The 16,390-nt window shown below is 61.0% G+C and carries 17 protein-coding genes; 5 read left to right on the top strand and 12 right to left on the bottom strand.

Going from position 1 to position 16,390, the window contains the following annotated elements; all coding sequences use genetic code 11:
- Positions 1-22: 22 nt before the first annotated feature.
- Together MJQ68_RS02380 and MJQ68_RS02375 are read right to left on the bottom strand one after the other, a co-directional pair.
- Positions 23-667 carry an acyltransferase gene (locus MJQ68_RS02380; protein WP_238749379.1) on the bottom strand — a complete coding sequence of 215 codons (645 nt, stop codon included), beginning with the start codon at positions 665-667 and terminating at the stop codon, positions 23-25.
- Positions 668-727: 60 nt separating this feature from the next.
- A complete protein-coding gene (locus MJQ68_RS02375) occupies positions 728-1,846 on the bottom strand; it encodes a glycerate kinase family protein (protein ID WP_238749378.1) in 1,119 nt (372 codons plus the stop codon).
- A 49-nt stretch (positions 1,847-1,895) separates the two neighbouring features.
- Here MJQ68_RS02375 and MJQ68_RS02370 point away from each other — a divergent pair, with 49 nt between their 5' ends.
- Positions 1,896-2,891 carry a TolB family protein gene (locus MJQ68_RS02370; protein WP_238749377.1) on the top strand — a complete coding sequence of 332 codons (996 nt, stop codon included), beginning with the start codon at positions 1,896-1,898 and terminating at the stop codon, positions 2,889-2,891.
- A 69-nt stretch (positions 2,892-2,960) separates the two neighbouring features.
- On the opposite strand, the gene MJQ68_RS02365 is transcribed toward MJQ68_RS02370, so the two are convergent.
- The 6 genes from MJQ68_RS02365 to MJQ68_RS02340 form a co-directional block, all read right to left on the bottom strand.
- The gene (locus tag MJQ68_RS02365) at positions 2,961-3,560 is read right to left on the bottom strand and encodes a DUF6624 domain-containing protein (RefSeq protein ID WP_238749376.1); all 600 of its coding nucleotides are present in this window, start codon (positions 3,558-3,560) and stop codon (positions 2,961-2,963) included.
- A gap of 97 nt (positions 3,561-3,657) precedes the next feature.
- Positions 3,658-3,999 (bottom strand): hypothetical protein, encoded by a 342-nt coding sequence (locus MJQ68_RS02360; protein ID WP_238749375.1) that lies wholly within the window; start codon positions 3,997-3,999, stop codon positions 3,658-3,660.
- Positions 4,000-4,431, bottom strand: coding sequence for a DUF4932 domain-containing protein (locus tag MJQ68_RS02355; RefSeq protein WP_238749374.1), 432 nt, complete (start codon positions 4,429-4,431; stop codon positions 4,000-4,002).
- Positions 4,432-4,481: 50 nt separating this feature from the next.
- The gene (locus MJQ68_RS02350) at positions 4,482-5,063 is read right to left on the bottom strand and encodes an SRPBCC family protein (protein ID WP_238749373.1); all 582 of its coding nucleotides are present in this window, start codon (positions 5,061-5,063) and stop codon (positions 4,482-4,484) included.
- A 187-nt stretch (positions 5,064-5,250) separates the two neighbouring features.
- Positions 5,251-5,754 (bottom strand): SRPBCC family protein, encoded by a 504-nt coding sequence (locus tag MJQ68_RS02345; RefSeq protein ID WP_238749372.1) that lies wholly within the window; start codon positions 5,752-5,754, stop codon positions 5,251-5,253.
- Positions 5,755-5,829: 75 nt separating this feature from the next.
- Complete coding sequence (locus MJQ68_RS02340; protein WP_238749371.1) at positions 5,830-6,699, bottom strand: RNA polymerase sigma factor; 870 nt, start codon at positions 6,697-6,699, stop codon at positions 5,830-5,832.
- Positions 6,700-7,166: 467 nt separating this feature from the next.
- On the opposite strand from MJQ68_RS02340, the gene MJQ68_RS02335 reads away from it, so the two are divergent.
- Positions 7,167-8,669 carry a S8 family serine peptidase gene (locus MJQ68_RS02335; RefSeq protein WP_238749370.1) on the top strand — a complete coding sequence of 501 codons (1,503 nt, stop codon included), beginning with the start codon at positions 7,167-7,169 and terminating at the stop codon, positions 8,667-8,669.
- On the opposite strand, the gene MJQ68_RS02330 is transcribed toward MJQ68_RS02335, so the two are convergent.
- Positions 8,666-9,451, bottom strand: a complete 786-nt coding sequence (locus tag MJQ68_RS02330; RefSeq protein WP_238749369.1) for an alpha/beta fold hydrolase — start codon at positions 9,449-9,451, stop codon at positions 8,666-8,668. The genes MJQ68_RS02335 and MJQ68_RS02330 overlap by 4 nt on opposite strands.
- A 46-nt stretch (positions 9,452-9,497) precedes the next feature.
- Here MJQ68_RS02330 and MJQ68_RS02325 point away from each other — a divergent pair, with 46 nt between their 5' ends.
- From MJQ68_RS02325 to MJQ68_RS02315, 3 genes are all read left to right on the top strand, one after another.
- The gene (locus MJQ68_RS02325) at positions 9,498-10,265 is read left to right on the top strand and encodes a hypothetical protein (RefSeq protein WP_238749368.1); all 768 of its coding nucleotides are present in this window, start codon (positions 9,498-9,500) and stop codon (positions 10,263-10,265) included.
- Positions 10,266-10,350: 85 nt separating this feature from the next.
- Positions 10,351-10,725: a hypothetical protein gene (locus MJQ68_RS02320; RefSeq protein WP_238749367.1), complete on the top strand. Its 375-nt coding sequence runs from the start codon at positions 10,351-10,353 to the stop codon at positions 10,723-10,725.
- A gap of 68 nt (positions 10,726-10,793) precedes the next feature.
- Complete coding sequence (locus MJQ68_RS02315) at positions 10,794-11,627, top strand: methylated-DNA--[protein]-cysteine S-methyltransferase (RefSeq protein ID WP_238749366.1); 834 nt, start codon at positions 10,794-10,796, stop codon at positions 11,625-11,627.
- 2 nt (positions 11,628-11,629) lie between these two features.
- Here the strand turns inward: MJQ68_RS02315 and MJQ68_RS02310 are convergent, their stop codons facing one another.
- The 3 genes from MJQ68_RS02310 to MJQ68_RS02300 all read right to left on the bottom strand — a co-directional run bounded on the left by MJQ68_RS02310 (position 11,630) and on the right by MJQ68_RS02300 (position 16,317).
- A complete protein-coding gene (locus MJQ68_RS02310) occupies positions 11,630-12,793 on the bottom strand; it encodes a PQQ-dependent sugar dehydrogenase (protein ID WP_238749365.1) in 1,164 nt (387 codons plus the stop codon).
- A gap of 106 nt (positions 12,794-12,899) precedes the next feature.
- On the bottom strand, positions 12,900-15,656 hold the full coding sequence (locus tag MJQ68_RS02305) for a M16 family metallopeptidase (protein WP_238749364.1): 2,757 nt from the start codon (positions 15,654-15,656) through the stop codon (positions 12,900-12,902).
- A gap of 124 nt (positions 15,657-15,780) precedes the next feature.
- Positions 15,781-16,317 carry a hypothetical protein gene (locus MJQ68_RS02300; RefSeq protein WP_238749363.1) on the bottom strand — a complete coding sequence of 179 codons (537 nt, stop codon included), beginning with the start codon at positions 16,315-16,317 and terminating at the stop codon, positions 15,781-15,783.
- Positions 16,318-16,390 lie beyond the last annotated feature (73 nt).

Here is a 16,390-nt window from a genome sequence, read left to right as displayed (position 1 = left end):
GCAGCCCTACGTAAAGTACCGCCTAGATGTCCCGCCCGGGTTTATCCTTGGTCCACGAGATACCCTTACGGATCGGCTTGGCGGGTACACCCGCGGCAATGACGTTGCCGGGTATCGTACCGGTCACCAGCGACATGGTGCCGATCATGGAGCCCGCATGAATACGGGCGCCCTTTAGTACGGATACCATACGGCCGAGCCATACGTGCGCGCCGATGTATACATCCTTATCCGGGTTGATCCGGGTTCCGTTCGCGTCAAGGATACTGTGACTGTCCGTAGTGCGTACATCGACCTGGGTAGAGATATAGCAGGCCGGACCCACCTCTACCGTACTACCGCCGTGTACGATAAAATCAGCACCGGCTATCTTGGTATCCTTACCGATCTGTAGGGTATTGCCGTCTCCGAAGAGCTCTATTTTACCCGAGAACTTGACCCCGGGTCCGAATTCTAGTCGGTTGTCGTTACCCCGAACGTGGATTTGGGCATTCCGGATCAGGCTCCCCCGGGGGATGACCACGGTAGACCGGCCCCGCACCCGCACCGTCGTACCGTTCATGTTTCCGCTTATCGACACCGTACTCTCCCTGCACCGCTTCACCGAATTAGACAATCCCCACCGGTTCCGGATCAGGATCATCCGCTGTTTGAGTTGGTCTTTCATGTTGGTTAAAATATACGGGCATAAACAAAGCAATTCAGTAGTCGAACCGCTCCGGTCCGCTTACCCTGCGTCCACCACTGCCACCGCACCAGCCAGTACCCGCAAGTACCGCGCAGCGTCCGCCACGGCAGCGGCTGTATCGGGAGCCACGCGCATAATATCCCGGATGCTCGCTACACCCGACGGGGCCGCCCCATCATCCGGGAGGGCATTACGCCCCACCAGCAGGTGCAGGGGCTTACCGGCCCGGCGACAGTGTTCCAGCACCCCGCCGACCACCTTGCCCTGCCACGACTGATCGTCCACCTGCCCCTCGCCGCTGACCACCACGTCCGCCCAGTCAATGTTCTCGTGCAGGCCGGATAGCTCGCTCACGAAGGCAAAGCCCCCCGTCATACGGGCACCCAGCAGGGCAACCAGTCCGGCACCGATGCCCCCGGCCGCGCCACCGCCGGGTAGTTCGGCGACCGACACGCCGGTGGTGGCCATAAGTAGGGCGCTCAGGTGTTCAGCCCCTGCCTCCAACTGCTCCACCATCCGGGGCGAGGCACCCTTCTGTGCGCCGTACACCCGTGCCGCACCGCGGGGTCCGTACAACGGGTTGTCCACGTCGCATAGTAGTTCGATAGTGGCTCCTTCCCACGGCTTCACGGCTGGCGGCTCGATCGATCGGATCGTTGGTAGTCGTCCGCCGGTGGGCCGGACAGTCAGCCCCCCTGCATCCAGAAAGCGAACGCCGAGCGCCTCGGCAATCCCCAGCCCCAGATCGTGGGTTGCACTGCCGCCCAGCAGTAGACTGAGCTTCCGTATCCCCCGGTCGAGCGCATCGCGCAGTTGTAGGCCCGTCCCGTAGGTGCTGGTCCGGAGCGGATTGCGCTCTGCCGGCTGTAGTAGTACCAGTCCGCTCGCCGTAGCCAGCTCGATGTAGGCCGTACCATCGCTCTCCAGGTAGGTGGCCATCAGGGGTCGTCCCAGGGGGTCTACGGTACTGATCTGGCGCGGACGCAGGTGTAAATACTCCCCCAGTACGGCCAGGGTACCATCCCCTCCATCCGCCAGGGGAGCTAGCCGGATAGTGGCGTTTGGGTAGCGTTGCTGTAGTCCGGACGCGATGGCCGTGCAGGCCTCCCGGGCGGTGAGCGATCCCTTGAATTTGTCGGTTGCAATGAGGATATTCATACGCAGCGGAATGCAAGGCTACGGGGGAATGTAGCCCCAAAGTCAATTAATGTCTACTATTACTGAGCAAACCCACGTACCACCGGCAATGATGACCAAGCATATCGTATACCTCCTGGCGCTGCTCGCAGTCGGCTGTACGACGCCGAAAACAAGCGAGGTAGTAGTATACGCGGACGGGCCGGTCCGGGAAGCAACAGTATTCGCACCGGGCATCATTTCTACCGATACCCACAGTGAGTTCTCCCCGACCTTCTCGCCCGACGGGCGCACGATATACTTCCCCCGACGGGCACCGGAGGAGAAGCAGCAGATCTACGTATCGAACTTCGTGGACGGCAGCTGGACGCCCCCCACGGTCGCCGCCTTCTCCACCGACCGCGACGAGACGCCCTACATCACCCCCGACGGACGGCGCTTCTTCTTCGGTTCGGAACGCCCCATCCCGGGCAGACCCAACCTGGGCGGCTTCGACATGAACGTCTGGATGATGGAAGCCACCCCCACGGGCTGGAGCACCCCCGCTCCCCTGCCCTCCCCCATCAACGAGGTACAGCAGGAAGGCGAGCAGTGGCCGACCGCCAACAACAACCTGTTCTTCACCCCCGACAACGAAACCTACTACTTCACCACACTGCAGCCGGGCGCGGCCGCCATCCAGTTGTTTCAGACCACGTACCGGCAGGGCAGCTTCTCGCCCCCCACCCGCATCACGGGCCTGTTCGACGACCCACAGTATGCCGTCTACTCCGCCGTCGTCTCCCCCGACGGACGCTACCTCGTATTCAACTCCTACGGCGTACCCTCGGGCGCGGGCGGGGAAGACCTCTTCGTCTCCCGCCGCACCGCAGCGGGCTGGAGCCCCGCCGTACCCCTCGGAGACAAGGTAAACTCCCCCGATGAAGAAAGCGAGCCCCGCTTCTCCCGCGACGGCCGGTACTTCTTCTTCACCCGCGCGGAAAACCTCGGCAACTACACCTACGGGGAGTGGAACATCATGTACCTGGACACGGAAGCGCTCGGTCTGGATCAGCTTTTTGACTAGGTCGTTGGGGCGCGGACGCGGGTGCGGAGGTAGGCGTGGTAAAGCGAAACGGAGCAGCTATTATCTCACTCAATCGATCCAGCCTACCGCTTTTCTCCATATATCGTACGCACGTTTTCTGTCTCGCGCATCCCCCGGCGGCACCTGCTTCTCCCCGTCGGCCCGCTGCCGCAGCAGTTCAGTCTGCTCCTCCAGGGTGTTCAGGCCAATCGCTTTTCTCCGCGCATCGACCATAGCCCGATCATCGAGCAATTGGGGACTCAGCCTCCCCTCCGCATCCCAGTCGAACTGCGTACCGTACCGCTGCACTTTCCCCTCGAATACGGCAATGCGATCGCTCAGGTAGGCCAGGTGGACGGGGTCGGCCTGCCCGGCACGCACGGCCTCTTCCAGTAGCGTACGGCACCGCCGCATAAAGTCCGGCAGACTGATCGCATGCTGAATCAACAGCCAGGCCGCCGCGCTGGCCTCCTCCCCCACCCGCTCGACGGTCGGATAGCCGATCGTATCGATCAGTTGGGCCAGTTGCTGTGCATTGCTTCGGTGCAGGGCCTCCATCTCCTTATTGTACCCTTCGCTTAGTTGACCGCCTTGTAGGAGCTGGTTGCGCAAGTCTAGGTCTGCCTGCTTCAGGGCTAGCAGCTTTTTAGCTATTGAATTTTTATTCATCCTATATCGAGCAGCTTGAATTAACGACCCTTTTCTCAGATAAGCACCTGCCCCTTTAAAAGTTGTCACCATTAAACCCCTTCAAGCTGACACATCACTAGTCCATACCGAGCAGATCGACGATGTCGGGATAGCTGTCAGATAAAGGCTGCCTACGCGCTTCCTTCGCGAAACGTGCCAGGAACGCCTGATTAAAGGCGCGAAACCGGGGAAAATCCCGCTGGACCATGAGGTCTTCCCTGCGGTCGATGACCAGTCTGGCTACTTCCGCTGGGTACGTCTCCTGGACGTAGAGACAAAACAGGGCATGCGTCAGGTACTCGTTGAAGGTAGCTTCGGCTGAATCGTAGTAGCCGGATCCCGCTCGGCTATTCCAGTCGGTGAGTGCCCCCATCTTATCCGTAATTATGTCGCGGTACTTCCCCGTCACTGGGTTCACCTAGTTGTGGTCAATCTCCGTAAAGACGATACCAGACTGCAAAGCTTCCTGCGTGAGCGTGTCGTAACCAGTAGTTTGCACTTCGTCCGGCCCATTGACAAACATGATACTTTCGCGAAAGCTGTAAAGAGAGTCAAACGGGTTTTCCTGAAAGCGCTGCGTGGATTGAGAACCGCCGATCAGCGGAGAGAACACGATCGCGTAGTGGTCCATGCGCTCCGGAGATTCCCGTTCCATCCATTCCCACATGTGGTGCACCGGCACCAGTCGTCGTTGCCGCTCGATCTGGTCCGCATAGTCTGCGGCGTGGTCGCGATAGAACTGACGAAACCCGGACTGTTGCGCGAAGTCCTGCACCAGGTAAAGGAGATCGGCAAAAGGCATATAGGTAGCCGGAGCCAAGCCGGAGGAAAAATCGATGTAGACCGGCAAGTGATACGGTACCGCGGTAAGCCTACAGGCAGGACGTAGTAACCTTCCACCTACTTTGTCTTTCCCTCCATCTTTACCAGGGTGTAGGCAAAGTCCCCGTACCGGTCGTCGGACTTGTACAGTTTTAGTACCCGCCGGGCATTATCCGAGCCACCGGTTACATGCTCGCCGGTAGCGAGGTAGTGGTCCAGGCCGATGAGTGTCTCGTTGAGGCTGCTCTTGAACGAACCCGTAACCAGCCCCCCCATAAACGCCGGACTGGTACGGAAATTGAATTCATAACCTGCCGTAGCAGTTCCGTCCCCGTTATCGACCACGAAGTAAGTGGCGAAGGTATTGTCGAGTTCCAGCGGGAATTTCTGCGCTTCGACAATGACGTTCTTCATCCGCATATTTTCGTCATCGAGTTCCATAATCTGCTCCTTGGTCCAGCGGCTGCCCGTAGCGTTGAAGCTACATTTGCGCTGGGCACCGACCTCGCCCTTAAGTGAGCCGGATTCGTAGTTCGACGTATAGATGAACGGACTGAAATTTGATATTTCGCCATAGTCGCCTACCAACGCCGCCCAGACGCGCTCGGCCGGTGCGTTGATGGTGCGGGTAATGGTCATCTTGCGGTAGTCCTTCGCCATGCTTTGGCCCGCTAGAGACAGCGAAAATGCCAGCACTGTAATGATGCTAAGAATAAGGATGGTATAGGTTCTTGAAGTGAATCGCATGGTAGCATAGTTGGTCCGGTCCACCGCCATAGTTTGGGCGGGGACGCGGGTGCAGTGAAATGAATTAAATGAGTAGCCTGTCGAAATATCCCGAACCTTGTCAGGCCGCCTTACCGGACCGCCCAGCTAGTTCCTTAGCCTTGGCGGAGCTCGGCTTACCGGTCTCGACGTAGATTTTGAAGTCGGCCAGCGCCTGGTCGAAAACCCTGCCTAGTTGCCAGCCCATCATGGGTCTCATAATGGTACCTAATAGGCCCTGCAGAACAGCGATGAAGTGGATGTCGACGCGGGTCCGGCCGTCCCCGAGGTCGGTTAGCCGCCAGTTGTTGACCCCCGATTTAACGAAGCCCGGGAAGCCCTCGATGACTGCGTATGCCAGGTGATGATTGTCGACGTCGAAAACCCGGATGACCTCTTTGATCTTACCCTGATTGGTGTCGCAGGCGCGGTTGTTACAGCTGGCACCGGCGAGTTGCGGAGCGCCGTAGCCTTCGGAGTGGTAGAGTCCGGTAGCCCACTTAGCGGCCCCACCGAAGTCGTTGCCAAGCACGTCCCAGACTTTTTCGATGGGTCGGTCAACGGTGAACGTTCTTTTGATTTCCATAGTACTAGCGCTTTTGTGCTTGCGCTCACCGATTGGATGCGGGAGGGGGGCGGGTGTTACAAAAGCCGGCCCACCTTATTCAAAATACTTCATCAGTTCGTCGTTATCGATGATCTCTGAGACGGCCGTACGCTTGTCGAACTCCTCCCGCGCTGGGTGATCGCGGAACAGCTCCGTGTACTTTTCACTGAAGGCCTCTCCCGCCTCGGCGTAGTTCGCGGTGACGTAGGTAGCGATCTTGGATCTGTATCCGCGGCTGAATAATAGATTGTCCTCATCCAGGGCCCCCATCTGCTTGAGGGTGCGCGCTTTTTTGGGACAGCGGCAGGGGTTGGCCCGGTTGACCAGTCCGCATTTGTTGTTCATGTAGTTGTACAACTCCTTGCGGGTACGGTGCAGCCGGACGCGAAAATTCTGCGGACTGATACCGAAGATATCCGCCCCGACCTTATGATCGATCCCGAAGCTATCGCCCAGGATGTAGATCAGGCGCTGCTCGCGCGTCAGGCACATCAGCATGCCCGACATACAGCGCACCTGCATCTCCCGGCTCAGTTCCTCCTGTTCGATCTCCTCCTCCCGGGTAAGCTCTGCATCGGGAACGGCGTCGAGTCTGGCCCCGTAATCGGCGAAGGAACTAAAGGCCTCCTCACCCTTACGCCGCTTCCCCATCAGGAATTCATTCATCACAATGCGGTACAGCCAGGTCCGGAAACTCGACCGCCCGTTGAACTGCGCCAGCTTGGTAATGACCTTAAGGAGGGTTTCCTGGGTCAGGTCCATCGCGTCGTGGGGGTCGTGCACCATCTTCCAGGCCACATTGTAGATGAAGGGTTGGTGCAAGCTGACCAGTGCGTCGAGGGCGCGGCGGTCGCCAGCTACGGCGGCCCCGACGAGCGTGCGGTTTTCAGCCTCACTGTACGTCGTGGAGAGTGGGTTTTGCATGGTAATCTTTCTGGCTTAGATGCCTCCCGGGGCGGGGTGTTACAAAACTATCACAACGCGCTACTCATGCCGGCTTGACAACGTACATATTCCACTTCTACTAAGGCCACATAAGACCACTCCAGCTTGAAAAGCCGATCCGACAAGCTACTACTAGAAAGTAGGCGGGCTGCTGCCGTAGCCCTGGTCGAGCAGCAGACTGTCGCGGTCCACTTCTGTCTGAGCGGTCTAGGTATAGGGACTGATGGTGGCGCAAGCCCACCCCACGCACGGTACAACAGCGGCAGTGTATCGAAAAGCAAACGTACCGCACTGCACCCCGTTAAGCATACCCTAAAGGATTGGCTAGCCTTGTTAATCCTAGTTTAATCGACTACTTTAGGCACTTCGAGGTACTTCGCCTCCCTTTGCACCTGCGGACGCGCCCCTGCCCTTATCGGTACGGCGCGCTCCCTCTAATCCCAATCATGCAGCGACTTTTACCCCTAGCCCTTCTCCTTTCGCTCCTATTCACCGGTTGCCAGACCGGGGAGCTGCAACCCGAAACTACCACCAGTACCCCCCTCACCCGTAGCGCACTCAATGCCCGCGTAGAGACTCACCTGCAGACCACCGACGAGGTGTTCGACTGGAACGCGGCCGACGTGGCGACCGTCTGGTCCGCCCTGCGCCTCAGCGACCACCAAGCCGTGCTCGGCTACCAGCCGGCCGGCTTTACCGACCTCAATGCGCAGATCCACACCATCGACGTGACCGCCGGCGCCTGGCTGCAGACCCGCGACGAACTGGTCAGCGATCTGCTGGCCGCCACCGCCCGCCATACCGGCAAGACCGTGACCGAGGCGGAGCTCTTCGTAGCCCCGGATGACGGCGTACTGCCCATCCTGGAGATCCGGATCCTGCACCCGGAGGTGCTGGCCGAGTTTCGGCAGCGGGCGGACGTCCGTTACCTGGAACCCAGTAACTATACGCTGCAGGAGGTGCAACTGCGGTCCGGCAGCGGCTGCGGAGAGGCGGCCCCCAGCGCCGTGCCCGCGGCCGACTACACCACCGTATCCCCCGGCGCCAAGGTGCCCTGGAACTACCGCTACATGAACATCGAGCAGGCTTGGGAGCGTAGTCAGGGCGAGGACATCGGCGTGTGTATCATCGATTCCGGCACCTACCCCGAGCAGAATGAACTCAACGGCACCTTCGGCAGCGGCCGCGCCCTAACACGTCTGGGTGTTTACCAGCCCAGCTGGTGGAGTAGCCGTACCGATGGGCCCGACGACCAGTGTGGTCACGGTACCCAAATGGCCGGTGTAGCCACCGCCCCGCGCAACGGCAACGGCAGTACCGTAGGGGTGGCCTACCGCAGCGACCTGCTCGCTATCCGCGCCGCCAGTGACGTGGTCATCAACGCCAGCAAGGAAAAGCGCGGCGTGAGGGATGCCCTGGTCATTGCCGGAAACAGTGCGGGGACGCAGGTGATCAGTATGTCCATCGGCGATGTGTTCAGCAGCGGTACGGTGGAGGACGGTGTGCGCTACGCCCACAACCGCGGCAAGCTGATCCTGGCCGCCGCCGGCACCAGCTTCTCCTGGACCAGCTGGTACGGCGTCATCTTCCCCGCCAGTATGGACGAGACGGTGGCCGTGACCGGTATCCGCTCGGGTACGCCCTTCGATCGCTGCGACATCTGCCACGACGGCAGCAAGGTCGACTTTGCCGTAGTCATGCAGCGCCGCGAGGACGACGAGCGCGTCAGCCTGACCCTGAGTCGGGAGAGTAACCAGCCCGGCTACGTCAGTGGGTCGAGCGCCGCTACGGCTACTACGGCCGGTATTGCCGCCCTGGTGTGGGGTACCGATCCTTCGCAGAGCCGCGAGCAGGTGCTGGACCGCATGAAGCGGGCCGCGAACTTCTATCCCAGTCGGGATGGTGATTTCGGTTGGGGCGTCATCGACGCGGACCAGGCGACGCGCTAGGCCCGGCGGGCTACGCTACTACTACTTACGCGCTCCAGGAAGTTGCCGAGCAGTCGGTTGAACTCCCTGGGGCGCTCCATCATTGGCGCATGGGCACACTCATCAATGAAGTGTAGCTCGGCGTCGGGGATGAGCTCCTCGAACTGCTCCCCGACGAAGGGGGGCGTGATGGCGTCCTGCTTGCCCCAGACGAGCAGCGTCGGCGCTACGATGTCGTGCAGTTTGTGGGCCAGGTTGTGGCGTACGGCGGACTTGGCCGTCATCACGATCCGTAGTCCCTTGTTGCGGTCATTGACCGTGTCGTACACCTCGTCGACCAGCGCCTTAGTGGAGGTGGCGGGATCGTAGAAGGTAGTTTCCACCTTGTTCTTAATAAACTCGTAGTTGCCGCGCGGCGGAAAGCTGTTACCCATGGCGCTTTCGAAGAGTCCGCTGCTGCCGGCCAGCGTAATGGAGGCTACGCGGTCGGGCCGGTCGAGGGCGTAGAGGATACCGACGTGCCCGCCCAGGCTGTTGCCCATCAGGTGCAGGTTGGTGAATTGCTTGTACTCTACGAAGTCGGCTACGTGGTCGACCAGTCCGGCCAGGGAAACCTTGCGCAGGGGCAGGGAAAACATCGGCAGGGTGGGCAGCACGACGTTGTAGCGGCCGCGGAAGGCCTCGATCTGCGCCCCGAAATTGCTTAAGCCCCCGAACAGGCCGTGGAGTAGAAGCAGGACTTCGCCCGGCCCCCCCGTTTCCAGGTACTCGAACTTACCCTCTTTCTTCATTTTCAACTCCATCAGGGCGGAAATTACACTTTCGCGGGCAGTATAGGCCGACTTTTTTTTGAACGGTTCCCCCACCCCCTCGGTTTGCTGGCTAAAGAATCCCGGCATTACTACCCTCACGCTCTTCGACTATTCCGGCCTGCGCAACCGCTTCTGGGCCCTGTCCCAGATGCAGCTGGCCCACGCCCGCCTGGCCGGTACGCCGGGCCTGACCTTCCACCGCATGATGGGCAGCGGCGGCGGCAATGGCTTCAGCGTGGCGCCCAACTGGGGGGTGTACGCCCTGGTCGGCCACTGGACGGAGCGCAGCGCGGCGGAGGATTTCTTCGCCAACCACCCCTGGTACGCCGATGCGCGGGCCCACAGCCGCGACCGCGTCACCTTCTACCTGCAGGCCACCCTGACGCACGGGGAGTGGGGAGGTGGTAATCCGTTCACCCCCCGTCCGGAGGACTACGACAAGCACGCGCCGGTAGCCGTGATCACCCGCGCTACGATCTACCCCCATAAGCTGCCCGATTTCTGGCGCTACGTGCCCCGCACCAGCGCCTCGGTCTACGGGCGGCCCGAGCGGCTGCTCAGTATCGGTATCGGGGAGTATCCGGTCTTCATGCAGGCCACCTTCAGCCTGTGGACCAGCGGTGCGGCCATGACCGAATTTGCCTACTCCAGCACTCACCACAAGGAGGTCGTACAACTCACCCGGGCGCGCGGCTGGTACCGCGAGGAGCTGTTCACCCGCTTCCGGCTGCTCGACGTAGTGGGGGACTGGCCGGGGCTCGATGTGTCTGCCCTGTTGCATAAAGACGTAGGCCCCCTACCCTAGCCCGGGGGGAGTGTTAAAATTGCCAAAAAACAGAAATCTTGGGGTACCTTAATTGCTCCTACAAAATGGCCCGCGGCCACTCCTTATGCCACAGTATGCGTGGAACATAACCGGCCACCAGGGCACCAACTACAAGCTCGGTCTCTTCCACGGGGATAAGACGCAGCACGTCGTCCTGCACTGCAACGATAAGGTGGTGACCATCGACTTCGAGGTTCGCGAATCCAAGACCTACTCCGTCTTCCTGGATCAGGAGCTGTGCGAGGTATCCATCGATCACACCGGTGGCAATCACTACGACTACAGCTGCCGCATCAACCACGACGCACAGACGCCCCTCAACGACCTGCGCAAGTCGCAGCGCGCCAGCCAGAGCCGCATCGAAAAGACGCGCCTCATCCTGGCCGGCTGCGTCGTGCTGCTCGTCGCCTTCTTCCTGATCGGTAGCGCCCTGGCCTAGCCGCGCGCCCGCACCGCCTTAGCAAGATTCGGATTGCACCCGCGGCCCCGCCCGGCTAGCTTTGTGGCATGCACGATTCCGCTACCTACCAGACCATTGCACGCGCTATCGCGTTCTTGCGCGACCGGCAGTCCGCCCAGCCCGACCTGGCCGACGTAGCCGCCCATGTACACCTGAGCAAGTACCACCTGCAGCGGCTGTTCACCGAGTGGGCCGGCGTATCCCCCAAGGCTTACCTGCAGTACCTGACCACCGAGCGCGCCAAGGCCTCCCTGCTCGCCGGCCGCTCGACCCTGGCCACGGCCTACGCCGGCGGACTATCGGGCAGCAGCCGACTCCACGATCACTTCGTCAAGGTAGCGGGCTGCTCGCCGGGGGATTTCGCACGGCAACACGCGGGAGTGGAACTGACGTACCGGGGCTTCGAGACCTCCTTCGGGCCCGCCGTAGCCGTAGAAACACCGCGGGGCATCGCCCACCTGGCCTTTCTCTCCGCACCCGAGGAAGCGGAAACAGAGGTACGCCAACACTTCCCCGAGGCTCGGCTGCGCAGTGGGACCGGCCCCCAGACCGAGCGGGTGATCCAGTATTTCCAGGAGCAGACGACACCGCCCCGACCGATCGGACTAGACCTGCGGGGTACGCCCTTCCAGCTACAGGTCTGGCAAGCCCTGCTGCGCATACCGGAGGGGGAAGCCGTAGCGTATGGCGATCTGGCCCAGGCGATCGGCAGGCCCACAGCGAGTAGGGCCGTAGGTACGGCCATTGGTAAGAACCCGATCGCCTACCTCATCCCCTGCCACCGGGTGATCCGGGGCGATGGCACGTCGGGCGGCTACCGCTGGGGGGCCGAACGCAAGGTGATCCTGAATGGTTGGGAAGCAGCGCGTAGCGGCCGCTAGAGCTAAACGGGTACGACGCGCACGATGCCCGTGCCTTCGATGCTGGCGTAGATGTAGCCGTCGGGACCCATCCGCACGTCGCGCAGCCGGCCGATGTTCTTGATGATATCCTGCTCGCCGGTGACCTCCTTGCCGTCCAGGTGCAGCAGTTTGATGTAGCTGTACCTGAGGCTGCCGACCAGCAGGTCGCCCTCCCAACCCGCGTAGCGGTCGCCCGTGATGAAGGCCATGCCGCTGGGCGCGATACTGGGTACCCAGTAGTGAAGGGGCTGTTCCATGCCCGGCTTCGATACTTCCTCGGTGATCTGGCTGCCGTCGTAGTTGATACCGTAGGTGATCACGGGCCAGCCGTAGTTCTTGCCGGCCTGGATGATGTTGATCTCGTCACCGCCGCGGGGGCCGTGCTCGTGCTCCCAGATCTCGCCGGTGGTAGGGTTCACCGCCATACCCTGTAGGTTGCGGTGGCCGTAGGAGTAGATCGCTTCCTTAGCGTTCTGGACGCCTACGAAGGGATTATCCGCAGGAATGCTTCCGTCGGCCGCGATCCGGTACACCTTACCGCCGTCGCGGGTGGTATCCTGGGGGTTCTCGTCGCGGTTGCCGCGATCACCGATCGTGAAGTAGAGGTGACCGTCCTCGGGTCCCCATACCATGCGGCTGCCGTAGTGCTGCCCCTTATCGGTGGCCGGTCCGCCATCGTAGAGGGAAGTGAAGTCCTCGAGCTGGCTACCATCCTCGCTCAGGCGGCCACGCCCCACGGAAGTGAAGCCCTTATCGCCCCCATCTTCGGAACGACTATAGCTTAGGTACACGAAGCGGTTGGTGGCAAAGTCCTGGTCCAGCAGCACGTCCAGCAGCCCACCCTGACCGGCAGTACGCACCTCGGGCACTCCCGACACTAGCGTACTGGAATCGCCCTCGACCAGCAGCAGGCGGCCATCCTTGACGGTCGCCAGCATCTTGCCGTCGGGCAGCCAGGTGAAGCCCCAGATGATGTCTTCGAAGTTGAATACCGTTTCCGCTTCTACGCCGGCAGCGGTCAGCATAGTGGTGGGCGCAGCATTTGCGGCACGGTCGGGGCCCTCGGTCGTCGTCTGCGTAGTTTCCGGGGCGGGGTCGCAGGTGCAGAGAAAGGTAGCCAGGGCAAAGAGGAGTAGGTAGCGCATGGGTGCGAAGGTAGTTCGGTGGTTTAGTTCTGTAGTAGGTAGTTCGGTAGTTCTGTAGGGGACCACCCACTACAGAACTACCTACTACAGAACTACCAAACTATTCCTACGGTTTTTTCACCGACTCGGTCTTGGCGAAGTCACCGGCGCGGAGGAAGACCATCTGGTCGGCGTCGATGTACTTGGTGACGGCCGCGTTGACCTGCTCGGGGGTGAGGGCCATCATCTGTTCTTCGAGTTGCTTGTCCCACTGCATCGTGCGGTCGAGGTAGGCGTTGCTGCCGAGCTCGCCGGCCATGCTGCGGTCCTGCGCGCGGCTCACGGCCTGGTTCTGCTGCCAGCCACTCTTGGCCGCGGCGATCTCCTCGGCGGTGAAGCCCTCGGTGCGGACCTTCTCGATCTCTTCGCGGAAGGCCTTTTCCAGCGCCTCGCGATTCTCCGGATTGTAGATGGCGTAGGACAGGAAGGTACCTACGTCGTCGAGCGAGCTGGCGTTGAACTGACTGCCTACGCCGTAGCTGAGGCCATCCTGCTGGCGGATGCGGGTAGCGAGCCGGCTATTGAGGAAGCCACCGCCGAGCATGTAGTTGCCCAGCACCAGGGCGGGGTAATCGGGGTGCTCGTCGTTCATCTCCAGGCGCTGTACGGCGACGAACCAGGCGTTGGCCTTATCGGGGGTCTCGATCATGACGGCATCGGGGGTCAGCGCGGTGTACTCGCGCGGAATGCGCTCGAATTCGGTGGGGCTGGTCCAGTCGCCGAAGTTGCGTTCCAGGGCCTCCTTGACGGCCTCTACGTCCATATCTCCGCTGGCGGAGAAGGTGATGTCGGCACCGCCGAATACGTCTGTGTAGTACTGCTTGACGTCGTCGAGCGTCAGGGCCTTGAGCGCCTCGACTTCCTCGTCGAAGGTCATGGTGTAGTAGGGGTGGCCCTTGGGGTAGTCGTTCATGCGGCGCTGCATCTCCTTGAAGACGATGGCCTGGGGGTCGCTGCGGTTCTCCTCGATACTGGCGAGTTCTTCCTTGATCATCTTATCGAACTCCGACTGGGGGAAGGTGGGGTTGCGCATCACCTCACCGATCAGGTCGATGACGGCGGGCAGCTGACTGTTCTCCGTCGTGATCGAGGCAAACGCCCCGTCGCCGTCACCACCGATATAGACCTGGGCCTTCAGCTCGTCGAGCTTGTCCTGGATCTGCTGGCGGGTATACTTTTCGGAGCCCATCATGAGCATGCTACCGGCCTTGGCACCGGCTACGGAACGGTCCATCGCGGCCTCCAGGTTACCGAAGCGGACGGTCAGTTGGGCGTTGACGCTATTGCCGCGGGTCTCCTTGGGCAGCAGAGCGTACTCGATATTGTCGTTCTCGCCCAGGGTACCGCTGACGGTCCGCTCGTCGATGTTGTCGTAGGCGGGATCGAACTCCTCGCCCTCGTCGATGGCTTCACGCCCCGCGTAGCCATCCGTGATGGTGGTGAGGTCGTTCACTTCGGGGATCTCGGCGCGGTCGGGCGTCGCTACGGGGTAGAAGCGGCCGATGGTACGGTTCTGTGGCTTGAAGTACTTCTCGGCTACGCGCAGGACGTCTTCGGGCGTGACCTCCTCCACGCGATCGCGGTAGATGAAGCCGAGCCGCCAGTCGCCCTGGGCGATGTAGCTGCTCAGGGTCAGGCCTACGCGGTTGGCGTCGCGCTGGGCGATCTCGAAGTTCTTCAGGATGCCGTCCTTGGCCCGCTTGACCTCCTCCTCGGTGGGGGGGTTCTGCGCCAGGCTATCCAGGGTGTTCTTCAGTTGCTGCTCGACCTCCATCAGGTCGTTCTCCTTGAGTACGTTGGCGTTGAAAAAGGCAAAGGTGGGCTCGGCCAGGGCTGGGGCAAATCCCCAGATGTAGCTAGCGTCCCCGTTTTCGACCAGGGCGGTGTAGAGTCGGCCGCTGGGCTCGCTGACCAGCACGTCCATCAGTACCGCGATGGCCGCGTAGTCGGGATGCGGACCGGCGGGCAGGTGGTAGGCGGCCTGTACCACCTGTACGTCACCTACACGCTTGAGCTCTACGAAGCGCTCCCCGTCCTGTACCGGCTCGCGGGTGTAAGTGGGGTACAGTTCGCGCTCGGGGCGGGGGATACTGCCGAACTTCTCCACGATCAGGTCAAGGGTGGTCTCGGGGTCGAACTTGCCGGCTACGACGAGCACGGCGTTGTCCGGCTGGTAGTACTTGCGGTAAAAGGCCTGCAGGCGCTCGATGGGCACGTTCTCGAGGTCGGCCTTGGAGCCGATGGTCGACTTGCCGTAGTTGTGCCAGAGGTAGGCGGTGCTCAGCACCCGCTCCATGAGTACGCCGCCGGGGTCGTTCTCCCCGCTCTCGAATTCGTTGCGCACTACGGTCATCTCGCTATCGAGGTCCTTCTTGGCGATAAAGGAGTTGACCATGCGGTCGGCCTCCATGTCCAGGGCCCAGTCGAGGTTCTCCTCGGTGGCCGAGAAGGTTTCGAAGTAGTTCGTGCGGTCGTACCAGGTGGTGCCGTTGGGCCGGGCACCGTGCTCGGTGAGCTCCTGGGGAATATTGGGGTGATCGGGCGTGCCCTTGAATACGAGGTGTTCCAACAGGTGGGCCATGCCGGTCTCGCCATACCCCTCGTGGCGGGAGCCCACCTTGTAGGTCACGTTGACGGTGATGGTGGGCACCGACTGGTCGGGAAACAACAGTACGGTCAGGCCATTGTCCAGCCGGTATTCGGTGATGCCCTCTACGGAGGTGATCAGCTCCGGGGCGGCGGTGGAGTCCGTACCCTGGGCGTACACGGCAGGGGCCAGGCCCAGACATAGGAAGAGTAGAAACAGGGTGTTGCGGTAGCGCATAGTGAAGGTGTTTGTATTGCGGCGTGAAACTCATTAAGACGGATGGAAAATACAAAATATCCGGCTGAATGACACCAACTACACTTTCTGATGGGCAAGCTACGCTACATACTAGAAGCTTTCATTATTCTTCCGCTCGCTTCACCTGTTGCGTACGCGGTATGGCCTGCAGCTTGCGCGCCTGTTCGATCTGCTCGGACGGCACGGGGTATTCTGCTAGTTTGTTCAGGTCATTGCGCAGTTGCCAGGCGGCATGGATCGCGGTACCGAGCGTACCGACGATGGCTATCTTGACGAATATACCCTGCAGCAAGGTAGCCGGATCCATTACCGCGCTGGCCGCGTGGTCGGAGACATAGAGGAGCAGTCCGATCACCAGTCCGGCCACCAACCACCGGTACGTAAGGGCGGCACTGACCAGGTAGAATCCACCATAGATCGCCGCTCCGAGCAGTAAATAGTCATCGGTATCATCTGACTGCTGGAAGTAGCCTGCGATTACGTACAGGACCGGAAGCCCAAAGAGCACGTACCGTCCGTACCGGGCCTTCTTCGTGTGTTCGTTGATATTTAATTTCAGGTCATTGATTCTTACCACTTCCTTCGGGTCGGTAATCTCACGTAAAGGCTTCAGGATGCCCTCGTCCAGCGTAGTTTGCATATACCCGTAAACGTGCTTGGTATCTCTCTTCGTTTACCTTAAGCGTTTTGCACCTGCGGCCGCGCCGGTTTAT

The organism is Neolewinella maritima (assembly GCF_923081025.1).
GTDB lineage: Bacteria > Bacteroidota > Bacteroidia > Chitinophagales > Saprospiraceae > Neolewinella > Neolewinella maritima.
This window is presented reverse-complemented; position numbering and strand designations above follow the sequence as displayed.

Coding starts and splice junctions, on each gene's coding strand:
- MJQ68_RS02365 (WP_238749376.1), bottom strand. CDS start 3,560: ATGAATAAAAATTCAATAGCTAAAAAGCTGCTAGCCCTGAAGCAGGCA.
- MJQ68_RS02300 (WP_238749363.1), bottom strand. CDS start 16,317: ATGCAAACTACGCTGGACGAGGGCATCCTGAAGCCTTTACGTGAGATT.
- MJQ68_RS02310 (WP_238749365.1), bottom strand. CDS start 12,793: ATGCGCTACCTACTCCTCTTTGCCCTGGCTACCTTTCTCTGCACCTGC.
- MJQ68_RS02370 (WP_238749377.1), top strand. CDS start 1,896: ATGTCTACTATTACTGAGCAAACCCACGTACCACCGGCAATGATGACC.
- MJQ68_RS02330 (WP_238749369.1), bottom strand. CDS start 9,451: ATGGAGTTGAAAATGAAGAAAGAGGGTAAGTTCGAGTACCTGGAAACG.
- MJQ68_RS02375 (WP_238749378.1), bottom strand. CDS start 1,846: ATGAATATCCTCATTGCAACCGACAAATTCAAGGGATCGCTCACCGCC.
- MJQ68_RS02340 (WP_238749371.1), bottom strand. CDS start 6,699: ATGCAAAACCCACTCTCCACGACGTACAGTGAGGCTGAAAACCGCACG.
- MJQ68_RS02305 (WP_238749364.1), bottom strand. CDS start 15,656: ATGCGCTACCGCAACACCCTGTTTCTACTCTTCCTATGTCTGGGCCTG.
- MJQ68_RS02380 (WP_238749379.1), bottom strand. CDS start 667: ATGAAAGACCAACTCAAACAGCGGATGATCCTGATCCGGAACCGGTGG.
- MJQ68_RS02335 (WP_238749370.1), top strand. CDS start 7,167: ATGCAGCGACTTTTACCCCTAGCCCTTCTCCTTTCGCTCCTATTCACC.
- MJQ68_RS02320 (WP_238749367.1), top strand. CDS start 10,351: ATGCCACAGTATGCGTGGAACATAACCGGCCACCAGGGCACCAACTAC.
- MJQ68_RS02350 (WP_238749373.1), bottom strand. CDS start 5,063: ATGGCGAAGGACTACCGCAAGATGACCATTACCCGCACCATCAACGCA.
- MJQ68_RS02345 (WP_238749372.1), bottom strand. CDS start 5,754: ATGGAAATCAAAAGAACGTTCACCGTTGACCGACCCATCGAAAAAGTC.
- MJQ68_RS02315 (WP_238749366.1), top strand. CDS start 10,794: ATGCACGATTCCGCTACCTACCAGACCATTGCACGCGCTATCGCGTTC.